The organism is Candidatus Kosakonia sp. 282A-S69 (assembly GCF_029433855.1).
GTDB lineage: Bacteria > Pseudomonadota > Gammaproteobacteria > Enterobacterales > Enterobacteriaceae > Kosakonia > Kosakonia cowanii_A.
The window spans coordinates 639,888-666,093 of the sequence record NZ_JAROAU010000001.1 but is presented as its reverse complement, the minus strand read 5'-3'; the positions used below and the strand labels follow the sequence as shown (position 1 = coordinate 666,093).

Annotated in this window: 25 protein-coding genes, 2 tRNA genes and 1 rRNA gene; 12 read left to right on the top strand and 16 right to left on the bottom strand. The window is 56.3% G+C overall.

Features of this window, described 5'->3' with window-relative positions; genetic code table 11:
• Nucleotides 1–6: 6 nt before the first annotated feature.
• From PU683_RS02890 to syd, 6 genes are all read right to left on the bottom strand, one after another.
• Nucleotides 7–1,347 carry an enolase C-terminal domain-like protein gene (locus tag PU683_RS02890; protein WP_277170479.1) on the bottom strand — a complete coding sequence of 447 codons (1,341 nt, stop codon included), beginning with the start codon at nt 1,345–1,347 and terminating at the stop codon, nt 7–9.
• Nucleotides 1,347–2,702: an MFS transporter gene (locus PU683_RS02885; protein WP_277170014.1), complete on the bottom strand. Its 1,356-nt coding sequence runs from the start codon at nt 2,700–2,702 to the stop codon at nt 1,347–1,349. Before PU683_RS02885 ends, PU683_RS02890 begins: the two co-directional genes overlap by 1 nt.
• 380 nt (nt 2,703–3,082) lie before the next feature.
• On the bottom strand, nt 3,083–3,532 hold the full coding sequence (locus PU683_RS02880; protein ID WP_277170013.1) for a flavodoxin: 450 nt from the start codon (nt 3,530–3,532) through the stop codon (nt 3,083–3,085).
• A gap of 5 nt (nt 3,533–3,537) precedes the next feature.
• Nucleotides 3,538–4,332: a tRNA pseudouridine(65) synthase TruC gene (gene truC / locus PU683_RS02875; protein ID WP_277170012.1), complete on the bottom strand. Its 795-nt coding sequence runs from the start codon at nt 4,330–4,332 to the stop codon at nt 3,538–3,540.
• A complete protein-coding gene (locus PU683_RS02870; protein ID WP_277170011.1) occupies nt 4,332–4,661 on the bottom strand; it encodes a YqcC family protein in 330 nt (109 codons plus the stop codon). The genes truC and PU683_RS02870 overlap by 1 nt, the downstream gene beginning before the upstream one ends.
• 630 nt (nt 4,662–5,291) lie before the next feature.
• Entirely contained in the window at nt 5,292–5,837 is a 546-nt protein-coding gene (syd, locus tag PU683_RS02865; RefSeq protein WP_277170010.1) for a SecY-interacting protein, read from the bottom strand.
• Between the two features lie 68 nt (nt 5,838–5,905).
• Between syd and queF the strand changes: the two genes are divergently transcribed.
• From queF to xni, 5 genes are all read left to right on the top strand, one after another.
• On the top strand, nt 5,906–6,751 hold the full coding sequence (gene queF / locus PU683_RS02860; protein WP_277170009.1) for an NADPH-dependent 7-cyano-7-deazaguanine reductase QueF: 846 nt from the start codon (nt 5,906–5,908) through the stop codon (nt 6,749–6,751).
• Between the two features lie 89 nt (nt 6,752–6,840).
• Entirely contained in the window at nt 6,841–8,205 is a 1,365-nt protein-coding gene (gene ppnN / locus PU683_RS02855) for a nucleotide 5'-monophosphate nucleosidase PpnN (protein ID WP_277170008.1), read from the top strand.
• A gap of 457 nt (nt 8,206–8,662) precedes the next feature.
• Nucleotides 8,663–9,952, top strand: coding sequence for an HAAAP family serine/threonine permease (locus PU683_RS02850; RefSeq protein WP_277170007.1), 1,290 nt, complete (start codon nt 8,663–8,665; stop codon nt 9,950–9,952).
• 57 nt (nt 9,953–10,009) lie between these two features.
• Nucleotides 10,010–11,377 carry an L-serine ammonia-lyase gene (locus tag PU683_RS02845; RefSeq protein WP_277170006.1) on the top strand — a complete coding sequence of 456 codons (1,368 nt, stop codon included), beginning with the start codon at nt 10,010–10,012 and terminating at the stop codon, nt 11,375–11,377.
• A gap of 112 nt (nt 11,378–11,489) precedes the next feature.
• Nucleotides 11,490–12,242, top strand: coding sequence for a flap endonuclease Xni (gene xni / locus PU683_RS02840; RefSeq protein WP_277170005.1), 753 nt, complete (start codon nt 11,490–11,492; stop codon nt 12,240–12,242).
• A gap of 33 nt (nt 12,243–12,275) precedes the next feature.
• Here the strand turns inward: xni and puuE are convergent, their stop codons facing one another.
• Genes puuE through PU683_RS02825 form a run of 3 tightly spaced genes read right to left on the bottom strand, consistent with a single transcriptional unit; the run spans nt 12,276 to nt 14,701 of the window.
• The gene (gene puuE / locus PU683_RS02835) at nt 12,276–13,217 is read right to left on the bottom strand and encodes an allantoinase PuuE (RefSeq protein WP_277170004.1); all 942 of its coding nucleotides are present in this window, start codon (nt 13,215–13,217) and stop codon (nt 12,276–12,278) included.
• A 30-nt stretch (nt 13,218–13,247) separates the two neighbouring features.
• Nucleotides 13,248–13,985 (bottom strand): aspartate/glutamate racemase family protein, encoded by a 738-nt coding sequence (locus tag PU683_RS02830; protein ID WP_277170003.1) that lies wholly within the window; start codon nt 13,983–13,985, stop codon nt 13,248–13,250.
• Nucleotides 13,985–14,701: a GntR family transcriptional regulator gene (locus PU683_RS02825; protein WP_277170002.1), complete on the bottom strand. Its 717-nt coding sequence runs from the start codon at nt 14,699–14,701 to the stop codon at nt 13,985–13,987. Before PU683_RS02825 ends, PU683_RS02830 begins: the two co-directional genes overlap by 1 nt.
• A gap of 146 nt (nt 14,702–14,847) precedes the next feature.
• On the opposite strand from PU683_RS02825, the gene PU683_RS02820 reads away from it, so the two are divergent.
• On the top strand, nt 14,848–16,320 hold the full coding sequence (locus PU683_RS02820; RefSeq protein WP_277170001.1) for an NCS1 family nucleobase:cation symporter-1: 1,473 nt from the start codon (nt 14,848–14,850) through the stop codon (nt 16,318–16,320).
• 46 nt (nt 16,321–16,366) lie between these two features.
• Here the strand turns inward: PU683_RS02820 and PU683_RS02815 are convergent.
• Together PU683_RS02815 and dnaQ are read right to left on the bottom strand one after the other, a co-directional pair.
• Nucleotides 16,367–16,443, bottom strand: a tRNA-Asp gene (locus PU683_RS02815).
• Nucleotides 16,444–16,577: 134 nt separating this feature from the next.
• Nucleotides 16,578–17,309 carry a DNA polymerase III subunit epsilon gene (dnaQ, locus tag PU683_RS02810; protein ID WP_023479454.1) on the bottom strand — a complete coding sequence of 244 codons (732 nt, stop codon included), beginning with the start codon at nt 17,307–17,309 and terminating at the stop codon, nt 16,578–16,580.
• Nucleotides 17,310–17,361: 52 nt separating this feature from the next.
• Here dnaQ and rnhA point away from each other — a divergent pair, with 52 nt between their 5' ends.
• Entirely contained in the window at nt 17,362–17,835 is a 474-nt protein-coding gene (gene rnhA, locus PU683_RS02805; protein WP_277170000.1) for a ribonuclease HI, read from the top strand.
• On the opposite strand, the gene PU683_RS02800 is transcribed toward rnhA, so the two are convergent.
• Entirely contained in the window at nt 17,832–18,539 is a 708-nt protein-coding gene (locus PU683_RS02800; RefSeq protein ID WP_277169999.1) for a class I SAM-dependent methyltransferase, read from the bottom strand. The two genes, rnhA and PU683_RS02800, sit on opposite strands and share 4 nt — an antisense overlap.
• A gap of 33 nt (nt 18,540–18,572) precedes the next feature.
• Here PU683_RS02800 and gloB point away from each other — a divergent pair, with 33 nt between their 5' ends.
• Nucleotides 18,573–19,328: a hydroxyacylglutathione hydrolase gene (gene gloB / locus PU683_RS02795; RefSeq protein ID WP_277169998.1), complete on the top strand. Its 756-nt coding sequence runs from the start codon at nt 18,573–18,575 to the stop codon at nt 19,326–19,328.
• Nucleotides 19,329–19,401: 73 nt separating this feature from the next.
• The gene (mltD, locus tag PU683_RS02790; protein WP_277169997.1) at nt 19,402–20,772 is read left to right on the top strand and encodes a murein transglycosylase D; all 1,371 of its coding nucleotides are present in this window, start codon (nt 19,402–19,404) and stop codon (nt 20,770–20,772) included.
• Nucleotides 20,773–20,830: 58 nt separating this feature from the next.
• Here the strand turns inward: mltD and PU683_RS02785 are convergent, their stop codons facing one another.
• Nucleotides 20,831–21,631, bottom strand: coding sequence for an endonuclease/exonuclease/phosphatase family protein (locus tag PU683_RS02785; RefSeq protein WP_071789488.1), 801 nt, complete (start codon nt 21,629–21,631; stop codon nt 20,831–20,833).
• A gap of 215 nt (nt 21,632–21,846) precedes the next feature.
• Between PU683_RS02785 and yafC the strand changes: the two genes are divergently transcribed.
• On the top strand, nt 21,847–22,743 hold the full coding sequence (yafC, locus tag PU683_RS02780) for a DNA-binding transcriptional regulator YafC (protein WP_277169996.1): 897 nt from the start codon (nt 21,847–21,849) through the stop codon (nt 22,741–22,743).
• A gap of 35 nt (nt 22,744–22,778) precedes the next feature.
• Here the strand turns inward: yafC and dkgB are convergent, their stop codons facing one another.
• Nucleotides 22,779–23,582 (bottom strand): 2,5-didehydrogluconate reductase DkgB, encoded by an 804-nt coding sequence (gene dkgB / locus PU683_RS02775; RefSeq protein ID WP_277169995.1) that lies wholly within the window; start codon nt 23,580–23,582, stop codon nt 22,779–22,781.
• A gap of 188 nt (nt 23,583–23,770) precedes the next feature.
• Between dkgB and PU683_RS02770 the strand changes: the two genes are divergently transcribed.
• Both PU683_RS02770 and fabF read left to right on the top strand, forming a co-directional pair.
• Nucleotides 23,771–24,316: a winged helix-turn-helix transcriptional regulator gene (locus PU683_RS02770; protein ID WP_277169994.1), complete on the top strand. Its 546-nt coding sequence runs from the start codon at nt 23,771–23,773 to the stop codon at nt 24,314–24,316.
• Nucleotides 24,317–24,318: 2 nt separating this feature from the next.
• Nucleotides 24,319–25,599, top strand: a complete 1,281-nt coding sequence (gene fabF / locus PU683_RS02765) for a beta-ketoacyl-ACP synthase II (protein ID WP_277169992.1) — start codon at nt 24,319–24,321, stop codon at nt 25,597–25,599.
• Between the two features lie 83 nt (nt 25,600–25,682).
• On the opposite strand, the gene PU683_RS02760 is transcribed toward fabF, so the two are convergent.
• Both PU683_RS02760 and rrf read right to left on the bottom strand, forming a co-directional pair.
• Nucleotides 25,683–25,759: transfer RNA gene (locus PU683_RS02760), tRNA-Asp, on the bottom strand.
• 55 nt (nt 25,760–25,814) lie between these two features.
• A 5S ribosomal RNA gene (rrf, locus tag PU683_RS02755) occupies nt 25,815–25,930 on the bottom strand.
• Nucleotides 25,931–26,206 lie beyond the last annotated feature (276 nt).

Sequence of the window (26,206 nt, the reverse complement as noted above, 5' to 3'; positions counted from 1 at the left end):
GCTCTTTTAATGCCGTCCAAAAACGGGGCGTTTTTTATCAAACGTCCAGCCAGGAATGAGATACTGCATCGGGCCGGCGTCATTACGCGCACCGCCCGGCAAGGTTTTATAGATCGCGTGCGCTTTCTCAATTTGCGCCCAGTCCAGCTCAACGCCAAGCCCCGGCGCGTCCGGTACGGCGATTTTGCCCTCGCGGATCGGCAAAGGCTCCTTCGTCAGACGCGCATCGCCCTCCTGCCAGATCCAGTGGGTATCAATCGCCGTTGGCGTGCCTGGTGCTGCGGCAGCGACGTGGGTGAACATCGCCAGTGAGATATCGAAATGGTTATTGGAGTGGCAACCCCAGGCTAAACCCCAGTCGTCGCACAACTGCGCGACGCGCACCGCGCCGGAGAGCGTCCAGAAGTGCGGATCGGCGAGCGGAATATCAACCGCGTTGAGCATCACTGCATGGCCCATCTCCCGCCAGTTGGTGGCGATCATATTGGTGGCGACCGGCAGACCGGTGGCGCGACGAAACTCCGCCATCACTTCACGCCCGGAGAAGCCCTGCTCTGCGCCGCAGGGATCTTCCGCATAGGTCAGCACATCGTTCAGCCCTTTGCAGAGGCGGATGGCTTCGTCCAGCAGCCACGCGCCGTTGGGATCGACGGTGATGCGTGCATCAGGAAAGCGTTTTTTCAGCGCGCGCACGGTGTCAATCTCCTGCTCGCCCGGCAGCACGCCGCCCTTCAGTTTGAAATCTTTGAAGCCGTAGCGATCCTGTGAGGCTTCGGCAAGGCGCACTACCGCCTCGCTGCTCATCGCCTCCTGATGGCGCAGCCGGTACCACTCGTGGCTGCCTGGCGTCGCCTGCAGATAGGGCAAGTCGGTTTTCGTGCGATCGCCGACATAGAAGAGGTAGCCGAGCACGGTAACGGCATCGCGCTGTTTGCCCGGCCCCAGCAGCTCGCACACCGGAACATTCAGGGTTTTGCCGAGCAGATCGAGCAGCGCCGCCTCCAGGGCCGCGACGGCATTAACGCGCAGTTCAAAGGTCCACGCACCGTTACCAAAAGTGTCGAAATCCGCCGCCTGGTTGCCTTTGTGCACCCGCTGCACCACCTTGTTCAGCCGGGCGATCTCTTGTCCCACTACCATGGGCGTGGCATCGACCAATGTTTGATAGATCACCTCGCCACCCGGCGCTTCACCCACGCCGGTATGGCCGGCGCTGTCCGTCAGCACCACGATATTGCGGGTAAAGTAAGCGTTATGCGCGCCGCCGATATTCATCAACATGCTGTCGTGCCCGGCAACCGGGATCACTTTCATATCGGTGATGCGAGGCGTGGCTTGTGTATTCATCATTCGCGTCCTGTTACGGGTTTAAGTTCGATGCGTTTGATATTGCCCACCAGCACCAGGTAACTGAGCACCGCCACCAGCGCATGAACGCCAACGTAGATCAGCGCGCCGTTAAACGAGCCGGTGGTGCCGACGATGTAGCCAATCGCAATCGGCGTGACGATGCCGGAGATATTGCCGAACATATTAAACAGGCCGCCGCTCAGGCCGCTGATCTCTTTCGGCGCGGTATCTGCCATCACCGCCCAGCCGAGCGCACCGATGCCTTTGCCGAAGAAGGCCAGCGCCATAAAGGCGATGATCAGGGTTTCTGAATCGGTGTAGTTACAGAACACCATACTCATGGAGAGCAGCATGCCCAGCACGATCGGTGTCTTGCGCGCCACGTTCAGCGAACCGTAGCGGCGCATCAACCAGTCTGAGATCACCCCGCCAAGCACGCCGCCAACAAAGCCGCAGATCGCCGGGATCGAGGCGACAAAGCCCGCTTTCAGGATCGACATACCGCGCGCCTGCACCAGATAGACCGGGAACCAGGTGATAAAGAAGTAGGTTAAGGCGTTGATGCAGTACTGCCCAAGGTAGACGCCGATCATCATGCGCGAGGCGAGCAGCTGTTTGACCTGTCCCCACTTCTGCGCAAAGGGCACTTTCTGCTGGTTACTCTTCTGATCCATGTTGATCAGCGCGCCGCCTTCGGCGATGTACTCCAGCTCCTTCTTGTTAACGCCCGGATGCTGGTTCGGCTCGTGGATCATTTTCAGCCACAGGAAGCTGATGAGGATCCCAAGCCCGCCCATAAAGAAGAATACATGCGACCAGCCCACTTCATGGGTCAGCCAGCCCATGATCGGCGCGAAGATCACCGTGGCGAAGTACTGCGCGGAGTTGAAGATCGCCACCGCAGTGCCGCGCTCCTGTGCCGGGAACCAGGCGGCAACAATGCGGCTGTTGCCCGGAAACGAGGGCGCTTCCGCCAGGCCGACCATAAAGCGCAGGGTGAAGAGCGCGATGATGATGCCAAAGCCGCTGAAGAGGTCGACGAACCCTTGCAGCAGCGTAAAAAGAGACCAGGTGAAGATGGACCAGAAGTAGACGCGTTTCGAGCCGAAGCGGTCAAGCAACCAGCCGCCCGGGATCTGGCCAATCACATAGGCCCAGGAGAACGCGGAAAAGACATAGCCCATACCGACAGGATCAAGGCCGATAGCCTTAGACATCTCGGAGCCGGCAATCGATAGCGTGGCGCGATCGCCGTAGTTGAAGGATGTGACGATAAATAGCATCACCACGATCCAGTAGCGGGCGTTAGTGCGCTTTTCAGCGCTGCTCGCCGCCTGGCTTAATGCACTCATGGTTGTACTCCCGAAGCATAGATGTTCTTTTCAACATGCATCCTGTACGGCGCAACCTGTAGGGGAAGACAGAACGCTGTCGCTCTTTTTATGCCGCGGCCCGGCGCGGTTTCACTTCACGGCGGGCGGCTTTATTAACTGGCTCAAGGAGTATAAAAAGCGGCCTGGTAACTCTCACCGTGCATCAACACAACATTCGGTGGCAGGTCAGCGTGGGTTTGGGGCATTAGCCCAGGGCGATGGGGGGTATTTCACGAAAATTGAAACGGACGATAAACGGCGGGGTAAAAGCGCCGATCACGTGCGAAGAGTGTGAATGGCGTCGCTTGACGGTTGAGAAAAAGAGGCTAACCCTCCCGCCGCGCGGGAGGGAGAAGGGCTTATTTCAGCAGGCTTGCCCACTGCTCTACCCACGGATTGGAGACGCTTTCCGGCTCCGGATCTTCGCTGGCGTCAATCAGCAGCACCTCGCCGATGCGCTGCGCGCCCTGCTCCTGCAGGAGGGCATCAAATTTTTTCCCGCCGCCACAGAAGTGGCTGTAGGTGCTGTCGCCCAACGCAATCACGCCGTAGCGTAACTCGGGCTGGTAGCCGACGGTGTCGCGCAGGTAGTGAAACAGCGGCGCGATGCTGTCCGGCAGATCGCCCTGGCCGGTGGTGGAGGTGACCACCAGCGCATAGTTGCCTTTGTTGCTCTCCCACTGCGCCGCTTCGGGATCTTCATACACCTTTGCCGTATGTCCCCCGGCTTCTAAAATCGCCTGTGCTTCTTCCGCTACCAGCAGCGAATTGCCGTACATCGTGCCGACAAAAATGCCTACATTCGCCATGCTTATCACTCCTTGCGTGATTCCAGATTGCCCTCATCCTGACCGCTGAGCCCGCTAAACTCAACCCTTTCATTCTCAGGGAGAAGGCCCCGCCAGCCGAACTGATCCAGCGCCTGCATCCACACCGCATCGAAGCCGGCGCGCAGGGTCAGCGCCTCGCCGGTAAAGGGGTGCGTAAGGCTTAACTGGCTGGCGTGCAGCATCAGGCGATTGAGGCCGAAATGGGCCGCCGCGCTGCGGTTTTGCCGCAGATCGCCATGCTTGCTGTCGCCAATAATCGGATGGCGCAGATGGGAGAGATGGCGGCGAAGCTGGTGCTTGCGCCCGGTTTTCGGCTCCAGCTCGACCAGCCCATAGCGCGTGGAGGGAAACTTACCGATCGCCACCGGCAATTCGGTCGTGGCAAGACCACGATAGTGGGTCACGGCAGGCTGCGGATCTTTGTCGGTGCGGGCGAATTTATCCGCCACTTTGTCCAGCTCCTCGATCAAGGGATAGTCGAGCAGCGCCTCCTCCATCAGCCAGCCGCGCACGATGGCGTGGTAACGCTTCTGCAGCTGGTGCTGCTCAAACTGCAGGGACAAACGCCGCCCCGCTTCGCTGGAGAGACCCATCAGCAAAACGCCGGAGGTGGGCCGGTCGAGGCGATGGGCGGTAAAGACATGCTGACCAATCTGGTCGCGCACGGTCTGCATCACCACCACTTTTTCATCGCGGTCGAGCCAGCTGCGGTGCACCAGCCAGCCGGAGGGTTTATTGACGGCAACCAGCCACTCATCCTGGTAGATTATCTCCAGCATCAGTGAGTTTCGTCGGCAAACAGGGCGTCAAGCTGCTGGAGATGAACCAGCATCACATCGCGGGCGGGGTGCGTCGCCTCAAGGGCCATTTCGTAATAGGGCGCGATAGCAAAAGCCTGCGGCAGCGCCTGTTTGCTGTCGAGCAGCGCGTGCATACGTGGGATCAGCACCCATTGCAGCCACTCAAAGGGTGCGAGAGTATCCATGCAGAAGGGTTGCGTGCTCTCAAAGGCGCTCTGCGCCGGGGCGGTGGTTTGCCAGAGATCGTGCTTGCGCAGCTGCGCTTCAATCAGTTGAAGCTGCTGGCGCACGCGTTGATGTTGAGTCATAAAAGCCCCCGTTTAATCAGACTGGCGCGCAGCATAGCAAAGAGCGGGAGAAATAAAAAAAGGGAGCACTGTAAAAACAGTGCTCCCGGTTCGTTTTGCAGCTATCCGGCTACCCGTGTGCTCCCTGCTCATCCATGAAAACTTTTCCTGCGGTCTCCTGACCCGTTCATCCTTAAACAACGCATCATGCTCACACCACCCCGATGTGACCTGGCCTTATCCTTAAAGCGTGTCCTGGATCCTCCTGATCTACCGTCCATCCTGACCGGCTCTCATTCTCCGTCCTGGAGGTGTCCTTTAACGCACTCCGGCGATATCCTCTCACTTCGTCCTGAAGTCTGTCCGTGAAGCACCTTCCCGGTGTGTCCAGAGACAACATCATCCTGATGTACGTCCCTTAGTCAGACTCCGTGTCGACAGGAGATAGAATTACGTATTCCGGCCGGTCTTACAAGGAGACTTAACGACAAAGCGATGCCGCACCAGCTCTGTAATCCCAGGGATTATCCCATTAACATTATGTTTTTTAATCGTTTAGATAAAGATAACTCACGTGAATTATAGAATACGAACAGCCGATCTCCTACAGGCTTTGTAAGAGATCTCTCACACGGGATGTAGGCTATGGGCTTACACAAGGGGTTCAAGCTGGGTGAGGAATTCGGGCAGGTCGCTGGCCAGACGCGTACGTTTACGCGTACCGAGCGTCTCCTGTACCACCTCGCCGCTCAGGTTACACACCGAGATGACATCCAGCTCGCTATCGAGCGTGGCGATAAAAAGTGTAGGCGATAATTTGAGCCTTTTCTGCGTCACCAGGTGCCCAATCAGATTTTCCTGTACCCGGACAAAATCCGCTTCGCTCCAGGTTTGCAACAGCGTCAGGCTGATATTGCCCAGCCGCGCACGCATGTCACCGGCAAACTGCGTGGTATAGAACGCATGAATCGGCGGTTGTACCACAATCTCCATCGCCTGTTCAACGGGGTGAACGTTCTGCTGCGACGTAAAGGGCTGCGGCTGCCAGAACACAGCGGCCTCGGTGGAAGAGATGATGCAGGGCGAAGGGACGCCATACAACTCTTCACTCTGCGGCCAACTGCCGTGCGCCGCATGCCACGCATCGCAATAACGTTCCGTAAAGGCTTTCAGCGCCTGAGCCGTCTCTTTTTCCACCGATTTCTCTCTTTACTTAAGCCAGGATAAACTTGCGCCATAGTTTACCTGCAAAATGGCGATGAAACATGTCTTCTTATGATAACCACCAGGCGCTCTCAGGCCTGACGCTGGGCAAAACCACCGACTACCGCGACACCTATGACGCCGGTCTACTGCAAGGCGTGCCGCGCTCGCTCAACCGCGATCCTCTTGGGCTGAAAGCTGATAACCTCCCCTTTCACGGCGCGGATATCTGGACGCTGTATGAGCTCTCCTGGCTTAATGCCAACGGATTGCCGCAGGTCGCGGTCGGCCAGGTGGAGCTGGATTACGCCAGTCTTAATCTGGTGGAGTCTAAAAGTTTTAAACTCTATCTCAACAGCTTTAACCAGACCCGTTTCGCCAGTTGGGATGAGGTGCGCAGCACTTTGCAACGCGACCTCAGCGCCTGCGCGCAGGGTGCGGTAAGCGTTACGCTCTACCGCGTCGATGAGCTGGAAGGGCAGCCGGTCGCCCGCTTCGCTGGCCTCTGCATCGACGATCAGGATATCGCTATTGATAACTATGAGTTTGATGCTGCGCTGTTGACCGACGCTGCGAGTGGCGAGAAGGTGGAAGAGACGCTGGTCAGCCATCTGCTGAAATCAAACTGCCTGATCACCCACCAGCCTGACTGGGGCTCTGTCCAGATCCAGTATCGCGGGGGGAAGATCGATCGAGAAAAACTGCTGCGCTACCTGGTCTCCTTCCGCCATCACAATGAGTTCCACGAGCAGTGCGTTGAGCGCATCTTTACGGATATTCAGCGCTTTTGCCAGCCGGAATCCCTCAGCATTTACGCGCGCTACACCCGACGCGGCGGCCTCGATATCAACCCGTGGCGCAGCAACACCCGCTTCGTTCCGGCAACCGGGCGGCTGGCGCGCCAGTAAAACATGCGTTGGCAGGTTGTTAAACGTCATAAGCCAGGACTATTGTAATCAGCAGGGAAGATAAAATTTTCGTCCCGTAAGGAGTTCACTTGATTACACATATTAGCCCGCTTGGCTCGATGGATATGTTGTCGCAGCTGGAAGTCGATATGCTTAAACGCACGGCCAGCAGCGACCTGTATCAACTGTTTCGCAACTGTTCTCTCGCTGTACTGAACTCAGGGAGCCAGACCGACAGCAGTAAAGAGCTGCTCTCCCGTAACGAAAGTTTTGATATCAACGTCTTGCGCCGTGAACGCGGCGTAAAGCTGGAGTTGATTAACCCACCGGAAGAGGCGTTCGTTGACGGGCGTCTGATCCGCGCGCTGCAGGCCAACCTGTTTGCCGTACTGCGCGATATCCTGTTCGTGAACGGCCAGATCCATAACGCCGGACGCTTTCAGCATCTTGATATGGAGAGTTCAACCCATATCACCAACCTGGTGTTTTCGATTTTGCGTAACGCCCGTGCCCTGCACGTCGGCGAAGCACCGAGCATGGTGGTCTGCTGGGGCGGCCACTCTATCAACGAAACCGAGTACCTCTACGCGCGCCGCGTCGGCACCCAGCTCGGCCTGCGCGAACTGAATATCTGCACCGGCTGCGGGCCGGGGGCGATGGAAGCGCCGATGAAGGGCGCGGCGGTCGGCCACGCGCAGCAGCGTTATAAAGAGGGGCGTTTTATCGGCATGACCGAGCCGTCGATCATCGCCGCAGAGCCGCCTAATCCGCTGGTTAACGAACTGATTATCATGCCGGACATTGAAAAGCGTCTGGAAGCGTTTGTGCGCATCGCCCACGGTATCATTATCTTCCCGGGCGGTGTCGGCACGGCGGAAGAGCTGCTCTACCTGCTGGGTATTCTGATGAACCCGGCGAACAAAAATCAGGTGCTGCCGCTGATCCTCACCGGGCCGAAAGAGAGCGCCGACTACTTCCGCGTGCTGGATGAGTTTATCGTTAACACGCTGGGCGAAGCCGCGCGCCGCCACTACACCATCATCATCAACGATGCGGCCGAAGTGGCGCGGCAGATGAAAAAGGCGATGCCGCAGGTGAAAGAGAATCGTCGCGAAACCGGCGATGCTTACAGCTTCAACTGGTCGATTCGCATTGCGCCGGATCTGCAGGTGCCGTTCGAACCGACTCATGAAAATATGGCCAACCTGAAGCTCTACCCGGATCAGCCCGTCGAAGTGCTGGCGGCAGATCTGCGTCGCGCCTTCTCCGGGATTGTGGCGGGCAACGTCAAAGAGCACGGTATTCGTGCGATTGAAGCGTATGGCCCTTACAAAATTCATGGCGACAGCGACATGATGCGCAGGATGGACGATCTGCTGCAAGGCTTTGTCGCCCAGCACCGTATGAAACTCCCCGGTTCAGCCTATATCCCCTGCTACGAAATCTGCGCCTGATCTATATCGTTCACCGGGCGGCCATAAGCCGCCCTTATACCTTTCCCTCTCTCACAGCCTAATGCCCTTATCCTGCACAAGGTAATGATCCACTTCAGTTGGCTTAAAAGTCGATAAATCACTGCTAATGGGATGATCTACAGCGCTTTTATCGTCTTTCACCGCTGTGAGTTTGATCGCATATCTGGCGGGTGATAGCCTTCGCGCCCATAAATCTCAGATGATTTTCGATAAGCAGACAGATGGTCTAAATATGCCCACTTAAAAAGTGGATTATCGCAATTGCGATCCTGATCACTGATAGAGTCATAACATACATGTATCTTTCCGCCGCAAATAATTGCGGTAAGAAATTATAAAAATAGCCGCAATCAACCGGATAAAATATTACCGCTGGCGTCTATGGCAATCGATTTGTCTAAATGGCAGCTTTTTGCTTTTCCCAGGAGATTTACCAATGGAAACGACTCAAACCAGTAATCTGGCTTCAACCGGAACGCGGAGCGCATGGCGTAAGACCGACACCATGTGGATGCTAGGCCTCTACGGTACCGCGATTGGCGCTGGCGTACTGTTCCTGCCCATCAACGCTGGCGTAGGCGGACTGATTCCGCTGATCATCATGGCTATCCTTGCCTTCCCAATGACCTACTTCGCACACCGTGGCCTGACCCGCTTTGTGCTTTCCGGTAAAAATCCCGGCGAAGATATCACCGAAGTGGTGGAAGAACATTTTGGTATCGGCGCGGGTAAACTGATTACCCTGCTCTACTTCTTCGCCATCTACCCAATTCTGCTGGTTTATAGCGTGGCGATCACCAATACCGTCGACAGCTTTATGACCCACCAGCTGGGCATGACGCCGCCGCCGCGCGCCATCCTCTCCCTGATCCTGATCGTGGGTATGATGACCATCGTGCGCTTCGGCGAGCAGATGATCGTTAAAGCGATGAGTATTCTGGTCTTCCCGTTTGTTATCGCCCTGATGCTGCTGGCGATTTACCTGATCCCGCAGTGGAACGGCGCGGTGCTGGAAACCCTCTCTTTCGACACGGCGTCCGCCACCGGCAATGGCCTGTGGATGACCCTGTGGCTGGCGATCCCGGTAATGGTCTTCTCCTTTAACCACTCACCGATCATCTCCTCCTTCGCCGTGGCGAAACGTGAAGAGTACGGCGCAGAAGCAGAACGTAAATGCTCCCGCATTCTGGCCTTCGCCCACATCATGATGGTGTTGACGGTCATGTTCTTTGTCTTCAGCTGCGTGCTGAGCCTGGCACCGGCCGATCTCGCTTCCGCGAAAGAGCAGAACATCTCGATTCTCTCCTACCTGGCTAACCACTTTAATGCGCCGATCATCGCCTGGATGGCACCGATCATCGCAATGATCGCCATCACCAAATCCTTCCTCGGCCACTATCTCGGCGCGCGTGAAGGTTTCAACGGTATGGTAATCAAGTCGCTGCGTAGCAAAGGTAAAACCATTGAAATCAACAAGCTGAACCGCATTACCGCGCTGTTCATGCTGCTGACCACCTGGGCTGTTGCGACCTGGAACCCGAGCATCCTCGGCATGATCGAAACACTGGGCGGCCCGATTATCGCTATGATCCTCTTCCTAATGCCGATGTATGCGATTGCCCGTGTCCCTGCGATGCGTAAATACAGCGGCCACATCAGTAACGTCTTCATTGTGATTATGGGTCTTATCGCTATCTCCGCGATTTTCTACTCCCTGTTCAGCTAATCTCTGCGCGCCGTCCAGCCGGGCGGCGCCATCCCTCTTTGTCATGGATAACGCGTTATGATCAGCGTATTCGATATTTTTAAGATCGGTATCGGTCCCTCCAGCTCGCACACCGTCGGCCCCATGAAAGCTGGCAAACAGTTCACCGATGATTTGATATCCCACGGCCTGCTGCGTGATGTAACCCGCGTGGTCGTGGATGTTTACGGCTCGCTCTCTCTGACCGGCAAAGGCCACCATACGGATATCGCCATTATTATGGGGCTGGCCGGCAATCTGCCGGATAGCGTCAATATTGATGCGATTCCCGGATTTATTCAGGACGTGAACACACACGGCCGCCTGCTGCTGGCGAACGGCGAGCACGAAGTGGAGTTTCCGGTCGATCGCTGCATGAACTTCCATGCCGATAACCTCTCGCTGCATGAGAACGGCATGCGCATCACCGCGCTGGCGGGCGAAAAGGTACTCTACAGCCAGACCTACTACTCCATTGGCGGCGGCTTTATCGTCGATGAAGCGCACTTCGGTCAGACCACCAGCGCGCCGGTTGAGGTGCCTTACCCCTATAAAAGCGCCGCCGATTTACAGCGTCACTGCCAGCAGAGCGGGCTTTCTCTCTCCGGCCTGATGATGAAAAACGAGCTGGCGCTGCACAGCAAAGAGGAGCTGGAGCAGCACCTGGCGCGCGTCTGGGAAGTGATGCACGGCGGTATTGAGCGCGGCATCAACACCGAAGGGGTGCTGCCGGGACGACTGCGTGTGCCGCGTCGTGCCGCCGCGCTGCGCCGCATGCTGGTCAGCAGTGATAAAACCACAACCGATCCGATGGCGGTTGTCGACTGGATCAATATGTTCGCGCTGGCGGTTAATGAAGAGAACGCTGCCGGTGGCCGCGTGGTGACCGCCCCCACCAACGGCGCCTGCGGCATTGTCCCGGCGGTGCTGGCCTACTACGACAAATTTATCCGCGAAGTGAACGCTAACTCGCTGGCGCGCTATCTGCTGGTCGCCAGCGCTATCGGCTCGCTCTATAAGATGAATGCGTCGATCTCCGGTGCGGAAGTGGGCTGCCAGGGGGAAGTGGGTGTTGCCTGTTCGATGGCGGCAGCGGGCCTGGCTGAACTGCTTGGCGCAAGCCCGGCGCAGGTGTGCATCGCAGCGGAAATCGGCATGGAGCACAACCTCGGTCTGACCTGCGATCCCGTCGCGGGCCAGGTGCAGGTGCCCTGCATCGAGCGTAATGCCATTGCCTCGGTTAAAGCAGTTAACGCCGCACGTATGGCGCTGCGCCGCACCAGCGAGCCGCGCGTCTGCCTCGATAAAGTGATCGAGACGATGTACGAAACCGGAAAAGATATGAACGCCAAGTACCGCGAAACCTCCCGCGGTGGCCTGGCGATGAAAGTCGTTACCTGCGATTAACCTGCCTGACAGATGCCTCGTTTTGCGAGGCATCTTCCTGAATAGTTACCGTTTCATAGCCTCAAAAAGCGGGCAATGTTACCCTTAGCGCTCGCTTACAAGGAGGGTATCCGTGGCTCATCTGCTTATTGTCGACGCACTCAATCTCATTCGCCGTATTCATGCGGTGCAGGGTTCACCCTGCGCGGAGACCTGCCTGCACGCGCTTGAGCAGCTGATTGTGCATAGCCAGCCGACCCACGCGGTGGCGGTGTTCGATGATGAAGCGCGCAATCAGGGCTGGCGTCACCAGCTGCTGCCGGACTATAAAGCAGGCCGACCGCCGATGCCGGAGCCACTCCATCAGGAGATGCCCGCACTGCGCGCGGCGTTTGAGCAGCGCGGCATTCGCTGCTGGGCGACGCCGGGCAATGAAGCCGACGATCTCGCCGCCACGCTGGCGGTGAAAATGGCTCAGGCGGGGCAGGAGGCAACGATCGTCTCAACGGACAAAGGCTACTGCCAGCTGCTCTCGCCCACCATCCGCATCCGCGACTACTTCCAGAAACGCTGGCTCGATGCGCCGTTTATTGCCGGTGAGTATGGCGTCACGCCGCAGCAGCTGCCGGACTACTGGGGGCTGGCGGGCATCAGCAGTTCAAAAGTGCCGGGCGTCGCCGGGATCGGGCCAAAAAGCGCTACCCAGCTCCTCAGCACCTTCCCCACGCTGGAAGCGCTTTACGACAACCTTATCGAAGTGCCGGAGAAGTGGCGCCAAAAGCTGGAAGCGCACCGCGAGATGGCCTTTATCTGCCGGAATGTCGCGCGTCTGCAAACGGAGTTACAGCTTGATGGTAACCTGCAGCAGCTGCGCCTGACGCGCTAACCTTCGCCCGCGCATTGGCGGGCAGCAGACTGGTTACGCTTTATAAGGGTGATGTTTCAGCCAGTGCTCGGCAATCTCCTGGCGGCGGCAGATCCACACCTTGTCGTGGCTCTGCACATAATCGAGGAAACGCTGCAGGGCGCGAAACCGCCCCGGTCGTCCTAGCAGGCGGCAGTGCATGCCGATAGACATCATCTTCGGTGCCGCTTCGCCTTCGGCATAGAGCACATCGAAGCTATCTTTCAGGTAGGTATAAAACTGCTCGGCGGTGTTAAAGCCCTGGGCGGTGGCAAAGCGCATGTCGTTGGCATCCAGCGTATAGGGCACAATCAGGTGCGGTTTCTCATTAACGGTGGTCCAGAAGGGCAGATCGTCGCCGTAGTAGTCGCTGTCATAGAGAAAATCGCCCTGCTCTACCACCAGCGCGCGGGTGTTGGGGCTGTCGCGCCCGGTATACCAGCCGAGCGGACGTTTGCCGAACAGCGTTTGCAGGATCTCTACCGCCTGCTGCATATGCTGGCGCTCGGTCTGGATATCAAGATCCTGATAGTGGATCCAGCGCCAGCCGTGGCTCACTACGTCATAATTTGCCGCCTTGATCGCCTCGACGACCGCCGGGTTGCGCGCCAGTGCCATCGCCACGCCAAATACCGTTAATGGCAGGCCGCGCTGCTGGAACTCCTGATGGATACGCCAGAAACCGGCGCGCGAACCGTACTCATAGAGGGAGTCCATCGACATATGGCGCGCCGGGTAGCTGGCCGCGCCGATGATGTCGGAGAGAAACTGCTCCGATCCGCTGTCGCCGTGCAGAACATGGTTCTCGCCCCCCTCTTCAAAATTCAGCACAAACTGCACGGCAATGCGCGCGTCGCCCGGCCACTGTGCGTGCGGCGGCTTGCCGGCGTAGCCCGCCATATCGCGTGGGTAGTCGGCGGTAAAATGCCAGAAGGGAGTCTCGGTTCCTGCTTGCATGCTGATTCAACCTCTTAACCGGGGCCGCCTTCAGCTGAGCATATCAAAGCATCCTGAAAGCGGCTTTTTATTGGGATACGCAAGATCGCCATATTTACTGGTGCCAAAACCGAGGGCGAGCAGCGACTCGACCATCCTGACCGCCGCCGTTACACCGTCGATCACCGGGATGCCCAGCTCCTGCGTCAGTTCGCTGGCAAGGTTTGCCATACCGCCGCATCCCAGCACAATCGCCCCGCTTCCATCCTCACGTTTGGCTTGTATACAACGCTCGCGTACCTTTTGCTGAGCAAGACCCGTGCCATCTTCCAGCGCCAGCACCGGTAAATCGATGGCGTGCAGCGCGGCGCAGTGATGTTCAAAGCCATACTGACGCAGTAAATGGCGGGCGATGATCACCGTGCGCGGCAACGTGGTGACAATTGAAAAGCGCGTCGCCACCAGCGTCGCCATATGCATCGCCGCTTCGGCAATGCCGATAACCGGACCGCTCGCCAGCTCTCGTGCTGCCAGCAATCCCGGATCGCCAAAGCAGGCGATCACATGCCCCTGCGCGCCCTGCGCTTTACCCTGCTTTATCTGCTCCAGCACGCCAATGGCGGCAATCGCTTCGTCGAAATGTCCCTCAATAGATTCCACCCCCTGCGTCGGGCAGCTGGCGAGAATGGTTGTGCCCGGCGAGGCGATGCGGCGCGCGGCGCTGGCAATGGTTTCGGTCATCTCCGGGCTGGTATTGGGGTTGATGACCTGTATACAAAATGCGCTCATTACAGCTCTCCTCGGGTGCCAAACAGGCGGGTAAAATCGGGCAGCGTTTCGCCGCTGCGCTCAAAGCGCAGGCTGGAAACAATGTGGTCAAAGTGGTGTGCCATGGCGTGCTGAAGGCCCGCCAGATCCTTATTACGTAAGAGTGCGATCAGCGCATCATGATCGTGACAGCGGCAGCCCTGCTGCCACGGCGCGCCCCAAGCGGCAATCACCAGCGAGGAGCGCTGCGTCAACGTCGTGATAATGTCGGTCACCACCGCATTGCCCGAGATCGCCTGCAGTTGAATATGGAAAGCCGCCGAGTGGCGAATGGCCGCTGCGCCGTCATGCTGCTGGTGCGCCGCCTCCTCCTCAGTAATGATCCCCTCCAGCGCCGCCAGATGCGGCGGTTGCAGATGTGCCAGCACCTGCGGCAGGTTGGCACACTCAATCATTTTGCGCGTGGCGAAGATCTCTTTTGACTCATCGATGCCAGGATTAGCGACAAATGCACCGCGTCTGGGCGCGATGGTGATCATTTGCACCGTTGCAAGGCGCGTGAGCACTTTGCGAATGCCGGTGCGGCTGACGCCAAATACGTCAGCCAGCGCCTCTTCCGGCAACTTACTGCCCGGCGGCAGCTGATGCTCAACAATGGCCGTTAACAGCGATTGCCAGATGAAATGCTCTCTCTCATCCCGATCGGCAGGCGCCTGTAGCCCCGTGTAATGGTTCATAACCTGATTCCTGTGTGACGCAGCATTGCCTTTTTTGTATACGTTTTTTATCCATCTTGTATACAAAAAATCCAAACCTGGCCTGGTTAATGCAATAGCCGATAGCAGACCTATAAACGCTACCGCTATTTAAAGGAGCAGAATCCATGCCAAACCCTGATCCGCAGTACGATGCTCGTTATAGCCCAAGATTGACTAATGAGGATCTCGCCCCGACTCGCCAGCAGAACTGGACCTGGTACAACATCTTTTCGTTCTGGATGTCCGATGTGCACAGCATGGGCGGCTATGTGGTTGCCGCCAGCTTCTTCGCCTTAGGGCTCGCCAGCTGGCAGGTGCTGCTCTGCCTGTTGGTGGGGATCTGTATTGTGCAGCTCTGTGCAAACCTGGTGGCGAAGCCGAGCCAGATGACCGGCGTACCCTATGCGGTGATTTGCCGTCAGGCATTTGGCGTGTTCGGCGCCAATATTCCGGCGGTGATCCGCGGGCTTATCGCCTTCGCCTGGTACGGTATTCAAACCTATCTGGCCGCCAATGCCCTGATGCTGGTGGCGCTCAAATTCTGGCCTTCGCTGGGCGCGCTGACAAGCAGCCACTTTCTGGGGCTGTCGGCGCTGGGCTGGATCTGCTTCGGCATTATGTGGGCGCTGCAGGCGCTGGTCTTCTGGCACGGAATGAACGCGATCAAACGTTTTATTGATGTTGCCGGGCCGGCGGTCTATGTAGTGATGATGGCGCTGGCAGGCTGGATCCTCTACCAGACCGGGTTTGACGGTATCTCTTTTACCCTTGCCAGTAAGTCGCTGACACCCGGCGAGCAGGCATGGCAGATGATCACCGCCACGGCGCTGGTGGTCTCCTACTTCTCCGGCCCGCTGCTCAACTTTGGTGACTTCTCCCGTTACGGCAAAAGCATGCAGGCCATCCGCCGCGGCAACCGTTGGGGACTGCCCTTTAACTTCCTGCTCTTCTCGATTGTGACAGTGGTGATTGTCTCGGGAACGCAATCGCTGTTTGGCAAAATGATCACTGACCCGATTGAAACCGTCAGCCATGTGGGCAGCGATCTGGCGATGGCGATTGGCCTGCTGACCATGATTACCGCCACGATCGGCATTAATATTGTCGCTAACTTCGTCTCGCCGGCGTTTGATTTTTCCAACTGCGCACCGCAGAAGATCAGCTTTCGTACCGGGGGAATGATTGCGGCGGTCGGCTCCGTGTTGCTGACGCCGTGGAACCTGTTCCAGTCCCCGGAGTTGATCCACTACACGCTGGATGTGCTCGGTGCCTGCATCGGCCCGCTGTTTGGCATTTTGCTGGCAGACTTCTATCTGATTAAACGCGGCCAGGTGTTTGTCGACGATCTCTTTTCTGTCTCCCCGAATGGCCGTTACTGGTACAAAAACGGCTTTAACCCCAGGGCGATTGCCGCGCTGCTGCCGTCGGTGATGGTGGGACTGGTAATTAGTTTTATTCCGGCGCTGCATGAAGTGGCAAACTTCAGCTGGTTTATCGGCGTCTTTCTCGGTGCAGGTTGCTACTGCTGGCTGGCGCGTCATGAGCGTGCGGGCGTGGAGAGCGGGTTTATCGCGCAACGCGCGGTGGTGAAGGAGTAGAAACGACGAAGGCCTGAATCAGCAATGATTCAGGCCTTCTGAATAGTGGCGGAACGGACGGGACTCGAACCCGCGACCCCCTGCGTGACAGGCAGGTATTCTAACCGACTGAACTACCGCTCCGCGTTGTGTTCCTGTTAGGGAACGAGGCGAATATTACGTATTGCCTCTGGTGCCGTCAACGCTTTTTCTCTTGTTTTGAATCGTTTGCTGCAAAAATCGCCCACGGGCTGATTTTTCACGATTAATAAATGGATTTAACCGCGCCAGAGGCAACTTCCGCCCTTTTTCTGTACTAAATCGAGGCGCGATTCATGGGCCATCAGCTCTTCATCACTGGCTAAAACAACGCGCAATTTGTTCGCCTGACGCACAACGCGCTGGATCCCCGCTTCGCCTGACTGATTCTGGCTCTCGCCTTCCATCGAAAACTTTATCGATGTCTGGCCGCCGGTCATCATCAGATAGACGTCGGCAAGTATTTGGGAGTCGAGAAGCGCGCCGTGCAGCGTTCGCTTGCTGTTATCTATTTCGTAGCGCGAGCAGAGCGCATCAAGGCTGTTACGCTTGCCCGGGAACATTCTGCGCGCCAGCGCCAGGCTGTCGGTGATTTTGCAGAAGGTCTCGGTTTTCGGAATGCCGCGGTTCAGCTTGCTGAACTCATAATCCATAAAGCCGATATCAAACGAGGCGTTATGGATGACCAGCTCCGCGCCGCGGATATAGTCGATAAACTCATCGGCAATATCGCCGAAAGTGGGTTTATCCAGCAGGAACTCATCGGCGATACCGTGAACGCCAAACGCTTCCGGATCCACCAGCCGATCGGGCTTCAGGTAGACGTGATAGTTATTGCCGGTGAGGCGGCGGTTTATCACCTCGACCGCACCGATCTCAATGATCTTATGCCCTTCGTAGTGCGCACCGATTTGGTTCATACCGGTGGTTTCGGTATCGAGGACGATCTGTCGTGTAATTGCAGTGCTCATAGCGGCCATTTATGTCAGACTTGTCGTTTTCAACTCAGGAAGTCTACCAGAGATGCTCAAACAGGTAGAAATTTTCACCGACGGATCGTGCCTCGGCAATCCGGGACCGGGTGGATATGGTGCCATTTTACGTTATCGCGGACATGAACGGACCTTCAGCGAAGGCTACCGTTTAACCACCAACAATCGCATGGAGCTGATGGCGGCGATAGTCTCCCTCGAAGCGCTGAAAGAGCACTGCGAAGTGGTGCTTAGCACCGACAGCCAGTACGTGCGCCAGGGCATCACCCAGTGGATCCACAACTGGAAAAAACGCGGCTGGAAAACGGCAGAGAAGAAACCGGTCAAAAACGTCGATTTGTGGAAGCGTCTGGATGCGGCGCTCAGCCAGCATCAAATTCGCTGGGAGTGGGTAAAAGGCCACGCGGGACACCCGGAAAACGAACGCTGCGATGAGCTGGCGCGCGCGGCGGCGATGAATCCTACCCAGGAAGATGTCGGTTACCAGCCGGAAACCCTCGCTTAAGACTGCCGTGTTGCACCAACGGCCTGCGGTACGCGCGCCCGTGAGCGGCTCTGTTTTAAGGGATTGAGCGTCAGCGGAATGGTGCGTTTACGGGCCACAATCAGCTGCATACAGCCCAACGCCGGCAGATGCGCACTCAGCAGCTTTCCGCCCTGCTTCGTCCAGGGCAACACGCGAAAGCGGCTATAATGAAGCACTTCAAAATTGAGCAGCGCGAGCCAGTCAAACTGGCGCGTGAGGGTAAACATTCGGCTTTTGACCGCCGGCGAGCGGCGCGCAAACGGCACCGCTTTGCAGGCGCCCAACAGGCTGATGGGGTTAAAACCGCTCATCACCAGCCAGCCGTCGTCAATCAGCACGCGATCGACCTCCTGCAGCAGCCGGTGCGGATCGGGACACCAGGGCAGCGTATGGGCCAGCAGGCAGGCATCGACGGACTTCTCGGCAAACGGTAAAGAGAGCGGATCCGCGCGCACCTGCGCAGGTTCGCCTGCCAGCGAGACATTGACCTGATGGGAAATCGCGCAGCTTTCGAGGTTGATTTCCGCGCTGAGGTTGCCAATCTTAAGCAGGTGAAAACCATACATTTTCGCCAGCCACGGCTTGATTTCCTCCTCCAGCGCCTGGCGATAATAAACACCTTTTGGGAGCGCGCCCCAGCTTACGGGCGCGACGAATTTTCGGGGAGTCCTTGCCGGCTTCATTGCAACCTTCCGCTACGCTTTGAGAGGTAATTTATGAATCTTAACAGTATTCCCGCGTTTCAGGACAACTACATCTGGGTGTTAAGCAAGGATGATGGGCGCTGTCTGATCGTTGATCCGGGCGAGGCCGCCCCGGTGCTGCGCGCCATTGAAGAACAGCAGTGGCAACCCGAAGCCATTCTGCTAACGCACCACCATAACGATCATGTCGGCGGCGTGCAGGCCTTGCGGGAGGCTTTCCCTAATGTGGTGGTTTATGGGCCAGCAGAGACACAACATAAGGGCACGACCCAGGTTGTGGCCGAAGGCGATACGGTCACCGTTTTAGGCCATGATTTCTCGGTCTTCGCCACCCCAGGGCACACTTTAGGACATATCTGTTTCTTTAGTTTTCCTTACCTTTTTTGCGGCGATACGCTCTTCTCTGGTGGCTGTGGAAGATTATTTGAAGGGACTGCAACGCAGATGTATCAATCCTTCTGCAAAATTAACGCTCTTCCCGACGACACGGTGATTTGTTGCGCACATGAATACACTTTAGGGAATATGAAGTTTGCTGTCAGCGTGTTGCCGGAAGATGCAGACGTTCAGGAATATTATAAGAAAGTGAGTGAGTTACGTGCTAAAAACGAAAAAACACTCCCTGTAATTCTGAAAAATGAGCGGAAAATAAATTTATTTTTACGTACGGAAGATGCTGATTTAATTGAAGTAATAAATCAAGAAATGGTGTTGCAACATCCAGAGGAGCGTTTCGCCTGGTTACGGGCAAAGAAAGATGCTTTCTGACATTGCGGGTTGCCTTTTGAAAACATCGCCGTTATCATCGCTCGTCTTTTAAGCAACTACTATTGACACACACATGAAGGCAAAAGCGATATTATTCGCCTCTGTCCTGCTCGTGGGTTGCCAGGCGTCGCAACGTGACGGTTCGGTACAACAGCACGCACAGAGCCTTTCTGCAGCTGGTCAAGGGGAAGCTGGGAAGTTCACAAGTCAGGCACGCTGGATGGACGACGGAACACTCGCCGACCAAACGGACAGCAACTTGTGGACCTCCATAAGCGACGAGCTAAAGATGGGAATTCCGGAAAACAGCCGGATTCGCGAGCAGAAACTGAAGTATTTAAACAATAAGAGCTATCTCCACGATGTAACTTTACGGGCAGAGCCGTATATGTACTGGATAGCAGGGCAAGTTAAAAAACGTAACATGCCCATGGAACTGGTACTACTACCCATAGTGGAGAGCGCTTTTAACCCGCACGCAACGTCTGGTGCCAATGCCGCAGGCATTTGGCAAATCATTCCGAGCACAGGGCGAAATTATGGTTTAAAACAGACACGCAGCTACGATGCGCGTCGTGACATTGTGGCCTCGACTACGGCCGCACTCGACATGATGCAGCGTCTTAACCGTATGTTTGACGGCGACTGGTTACTGACCGTTGCCGCCTATAACAGCGGTGAAGGCCGCGTACTGAAGGCGATTAAAGCGAACAAAGCGCAGGGGAAACCTACCGATTTCTGGTCGCTGTCATTGCCTTATGAAACAAAGATTTATGTGCCTAAGATGCTGGCGTTGAGCGATCTTCTCAAAAACAGCAAACGTTATGGCATCAACCTGCCAACGCCGGACGAAAGCCGTGCGCTGGCGCGCGTCAGGCTGAATAGCCCGGTAGAAGTGGGTCAGCTGGCTGAAATGGCGGGGATATCCGTCAACAAACTGAAGGCGTTTAACGCAGGCGTTAAAGGTTCAACGTTGGGTTCAGCCGGTCCACAGTACGTCATGGTGCCAAAGAAACATGCAGATCAGCTGCGTGAGTCGCTGGCATCCGGCGAAATCGCCGCCGTACAGCCGACGCTGGTTGCGGATAACACTCCGCTCTCCAGTAAAAGCTATAAGGTTCGCTCAGGCGATACGCTATCTGGTATCGCCTCACGCCTCGGGGTAAGCGCAAAGGATCTGAAGCAGTGGAATAATCTGCGCGGCGCGAACCTGAAAGTGGGTCAAAACCTGACGGTGGGTGCAGGCAGCAGCGCACAGCGTCTTGCCAGCAACAGCGACAGCATTACCTATCGCGTGCGCAAAGGTGATTCGTTGTCGAGTATCGCGAAACGCCACGGCGTAAACATTAAAGATGTGATGCGCTGGAACACCGATACGTCCAATCTGCGACCGGGCGATCAAATCACGCTCTTCGTTAAGAACAGCGCGACGCCTGACTCCTGAGCTGAAACAATAAAAAAGCACCGTTTCCCCACGGTGCTTTTTTTTATCTTTTTTCGACCTATTTGCCGGAAGGGAGCGGGCTGAACTCCACCAGTAGCGGGTTGTGATCCGATGCGCGGGTCACAAGCACCGAGGCCTCATCAACGTTTAAGCCGCGATAGAAGACAAAATCGAGCGGCCGGCCAAAGGCTCGCCGACGATTATCGTCGGTGAATCGCACCTGCCGCAGCGCCATTTCACGTGCGAAACGGTAGAGCGCGTTCATGCGCGGGCGGCTCCAGGCGTTAAAATCACCGGCCATAATTACCGGGCCATCGTGGCGACCAATCTGATCGCCAATCGGCAGCAACTGCTTGCTGTAAACATCGACACCGAGGCTGAAGTTAACCGCGTGAACATTCACTACCATCAGATTACGGCTGTCCGGCAGCGGATAAACCGTCACAAGAGCTGACTTTGCCAGCCGCAGAATCGGCTCACGCTCGCGCAGAGGACAGCAGTAGACCGGATGGGCAGAAGAGAGCGTCATCACGCCTGAGGGGTGCTGAGGCAGCACAAAGGCGGGAACCTGATCGGCGGCAAGATAGTTACTGGTTGCGAAACTCACCAGTTCAGGCGTCGTCTGCGCTTCCTGTAACAGAACCAGGTGCGCATCTTTGCCGAAACTTTGCAGCACCGAGAGCCACTCCGCCCTCTGCTGCTTAAAGATGTTCCACACCAGTACGCGGATTTTTTCATCCTGGCTGAGAGGAACGCCGGCAGGTAAAGCCTGACCAATACTGGCGAACGATCCCGGCGGTAAAATGCGCTCCGCTGGTTGTCCGGCAACATATCGCATAGCGTAAGTATTTTTCGCCACTTCGGCTTTAAACCTCTTTGATTTCCGCGCCCGAAAAAGGGGCGTCACTCAGTTATAGGGATTGTAGACCATAGTTTCAATGAATAATCACCGGAAAAGACGCTGGTTGTATAGGTGCCATTGACCTTAACGCCGCGCAATGGCATTGCGACACGCGGCGTGGTTAAATACGTCCGCATGAATAATCTCGTTGTAATGTTGCTACAGAGGCAATAATGAAAACCACCTCGGAAGAACTCGCCATTTTTGTCGCAGTCGTGGAGAGCGGCAGTTTTAGCCGCGCGGCTGAACGTCTCGGTCAGGCAAACTCTGCCATTAGCCGGGCAGTAAAGAAGCTGGAGAATAAGCTCGGCGTTAATCTGCTCAATCGCACGACGCGTCAGCTTAGCCTCACAGAGGAGGGCGAGCGCTATTTCCGTCGTGTACAAACGGTGCTGCAGGAGATGGCGGCGGCGGAAAACGAGGTGATGGAGAATAAATCGGCGCCGCGCGGTACGCTGCGTATCGACGCCGCCACGCCGGTGGTGCTGCACTTTTTAATGCCGCTGATTAAGCCGTTTCGTGAACGTTACCCGGAGATCAACCTGTCGCTGGTCTCAAGCGAAACCTTTATCAACCTGATTGAACGTAAGGTGGATGTCGCTATTCGCGTCGGCAAGCTGACCGATTCCAGCCTGCGCGCGCGTCCGCTCTTTAAGAGCTACCGCAAAATTATTGCTTCGCCCGAGTACCTTGCCCGTTACGGTACCCCCGAAACGGTAGAGGATTTGCAAAACCATGTCTGCCTGGGCTTTACGGAGCCGGTATCACTGAATACCTGGCCGGTGGCAGCAGCGGATGGGCAACTGCTGGAGGTGACGCCCACGCTCGCGTCCAATAGCGGTGAAACCCTCAAGCACCTCTGTCTGAGCGGTAACGGTATCGCCAGCTTATCGGATTACATGATCGATAAAGAGCTGGCGAGCGGCGAGCTGGTTGCGCTGATGTCAGACAGATTACTGCCGGTAGAGATGCCCTTCAGCGCGGTTTACTACAGCGATCGGGCTGTGAGCACGCGTATTCGCGCCTTTATCGACTTCGTCAGCGAGCATGTGCCGCAGACGGGTAGATAAAAGAAACGGGAGCCAGGCTCCCGTCACGTTGCTGATTAATCCCACTCAGGTGCAAGCCCTTCCGGGCTGACCAGCCGGTCATTGCAATCCAGTGCGGCGATGGCAGCCCTGTCATCCGCATCCAGTTTCAGACTCTGCGCTTGCAGGTTGCTCGCCAGGTTCTCGCGTTTGGTTGAGGATGGAATCACTGCGTACCCCTCCCCCATTGCCCATGCCAGGATCACCTGCGCTGGCGTTGCGCGATGTTTCTCGGCGATGCGGGCAATCGTGGCATCTTTCAACGCTTTACCATAAGCCAGCGTCATATATGAGGTGATATGGATACCGTGCTCTTTTGCCCACTGCGTCACTTTTCGGTTTTGCAGATAGGGGGAGAGCTCAATCTGGTTAGTGGCAATGTTTTCAGCCCCGACTGCTTCAATCGCCTGCTCCATTAACCCAATAGTAAAGTTGGAGATGCCGATCTGGCGCGTTAACCCCTGCGCTTTGGCATTCATCAACTGCTGCATCGACTCGGCAACCGGCACGGCTGCGCCCGGCGACGGCCAGTGAATTAGCGTTAAATCCACGTAGTCAGTGCCTAACTTTTTCAGGCTCTCATGCAGGCTCGGGATCAGCTTCTCTTCCCCCAGGTTTTCAGTCCAGATTTTGGTGGTGATAAACAGTGATTCCCGCGCGACGCCGCTCTGCGCAAGCGCTTCGCCAATGGCGGCTTCATTGCCATAAATCTGCGCGGTGTCGATCACGCGGTAACCCAATTCAAGGGCCGTTTTCACCGAGGCGATAACCGCGTCATCGGTTAAACGGAAGGTTCCCAGTCCAAATGCAGGGATAGACATATCAATTCCTCTCTCAATATTTCTCAGTAGATGGCGTGATTATGGTGAGTTGAGCGAGGGTGAAAAAGAGACAGAAAAGCAGAGGATTTTTGCCGCAGCGGCAATAGTAGGTAAAAAAGTAGTAACTTGCATATTGCAAGTTACTATGCCACTTTGGTGCGGCATATTTACTACAGCAGATGTCGATCATGAAAAATGAAGCACTTTTCCAGGCTCCCTGCCCTGTTGCCCGTAGTCTGGGACGCATTGGTGATAGCTGGAGCATGATTATCCTGCGCGACGCCTTCGCAGGATTTACCCGTTTCGATGAGTTCCAGAAAAATGCCAATATAGCGCCGAATATCCTCTCCCGACGCCTGAAAATGTTGGCTGAAGAGGGGCTGCTTGAAAAGGTGTGCTACAGCACTACCCCGCCGCGCTATGAATACCACCTCACACCATTAGGCCAGGATTTTCGTCCCGTCATCATCGCGCTGGCGCAGTGGGGTAATCGTCATTTCTCACCTGAAGGCCCACAGATGGCGCTGGTTGAACGGGAAACGTCACGCCCTGTTGAGGCGATTCTCGTCGATAAGGCCACCGGCGAGCCCATCACTCCTGAAAAGTACGCCATGATGCCCGGCCCGGCAGCGTCACCGGTGATCCGCTATCGTCATGACTATTTGCAGCGTAAGCAGGCCGGGGAGACGTCGCTGAAATATGCGCCACAATTACATATGAATAAGGAGGAGTGAATATGAGCATTTCGCAAAAGCGCATCGTTATAACCGGTATGGGCATCGTCAGCCCGCTGGGCTGCGGCCTTTCTCACGTCTGGTCATCATTAGTTGCGGGCAAATCGGGTATCTCCCGTCTTGACGATAAAATCGTCGACGATATCGCCTGCAAAGTGGCAGGCCAGGTCCCTTCTATTGAAGAGGATCCACATCACGGTTTCGATCCGTTAAGCACGATCCCGGCGAAAGAACGTAAAAAAATGGATCGCTTTATTGAGTTTGCGCTGGTGGCAGCAAAAGAGGCGTTAACGCAGGCGAACTGGTTTCCACAGGAGGATGCGCAGCGCGATCGAACCGCAACGGTTATCGCCACGGGGATCGGCGGCTTCAGCGAGATCGCTAACGCGGTACGCACCACGGATTCCCGTGGACCACGTAAGCTATCCCCTTTTACCGTTCCCTCTTTTCTCGCCAACCTCGCCGCTGGGCATGTCTCAATTAACTATGGTTTTCGCGGCCCGATCGGCGCACCCGTTTCAGCTTGCGCGGCCGGAGCGCAGGCTATTGGTGATGCCGCGCGGTTGATACGCAGCGGTGAAGCTGATATCGCGTTATGTGGTGGCAGTGAAGCAGCGATCCATCGGGTAAGCCTTGCGGGATTCGCAGCGGCACGCGCATTGTCGAGCAGTTTTAACGATCATCCGTCGACCGCTTCACGCCCATTTGATCGCGATCGGGATGGTTTTGTGATGGGTGAAGGCGCCGGCTTGCTGGTGATTGAATCTCTCGAACATGCGCTGGCGCGCGGCGCGACGCCGCTGGCTGAACTGGTAGGGTATGGCACCAGCGCAGATGCGTACCATCTTACTGCCGGCCCGGAAGATGGTAACGGTGCTGCACGGGCTATGGAAGCCGCGATCCGTCAGGCGGGGATTTCAACCGTCGACATTCAGCATATTAACGCCCATGCAACCTCAACTCAGGTTGGCGATAAGGGCGAACTGGCGGCGATAAAACGGGCGTTTGGCACTAACAGTACGGTAGCAATTACATCCACTAAGTCAGCGACAGGGCATCTTTTGGGAGCGGCGGGAGGAATAGAGGCGATTTTCACGGTTCAGGCGCTGCGTGAACAGATTGCTCCGCCGACGCTGAATTTGCATCATCCTGATGAGAAAGCCGAGGGATTAAACGTGGTGGCGCTTACCGCACAGCCGCTTGAGATTCGTTACGCGATGTCAAATGGGTTCGGCTTTGGCGGCGTAAACGCCAGTTTGCTGTTAAAGCGCTGGGAAGAGTAGGGATCAGGGCCATTCGGCCCTTTTTCATAAAGTGCAGACGAAAAAAAACCGTATCTCGTGAGAGATACGGTTCTTAAAATAAGTGGCGGAACGGACGGGACTCGAACCCGCGACCCCCTGCGTGACAGGCAGGTATTCTAACCGACTGAACTACCGCTCCACCGAATTTTTTTACAACCACCGGTTTGTTGCCCCGGTTTACTGCTTAATTTGATGCCTGGCAGTTCCCTACTCTCGCATGGGGAGACCCCACACTACCATCGGCGCTACGGCGTTTCACTTCTGAGTTCGGCATGGGGTCAGGTGGGACCACCGCGCTGTTGCCGCCAGGCAGATTCTGTCGTCATGCCGCTTATGCCGCACAACATTATCTGTATCAGGCTGAAAATCATCTCTCTTCGCCAAAACATCTTCGGCGTTGTAAGGTTAAGCCTCACGGTTCATTAGTACCGGTTAGCTCAACGCATCGCTGCGCTTACACACCCGGCCTATCAACGTCGTCGTCTTCAACGTTCCTTCAGGAGACTTAAAGTCTCAGGGAGAACTCATCTCGGGGCAAGTTTCGTGCTTAGATGCTTTCAGCACTTATCTCTTCCGCATTTAGCTA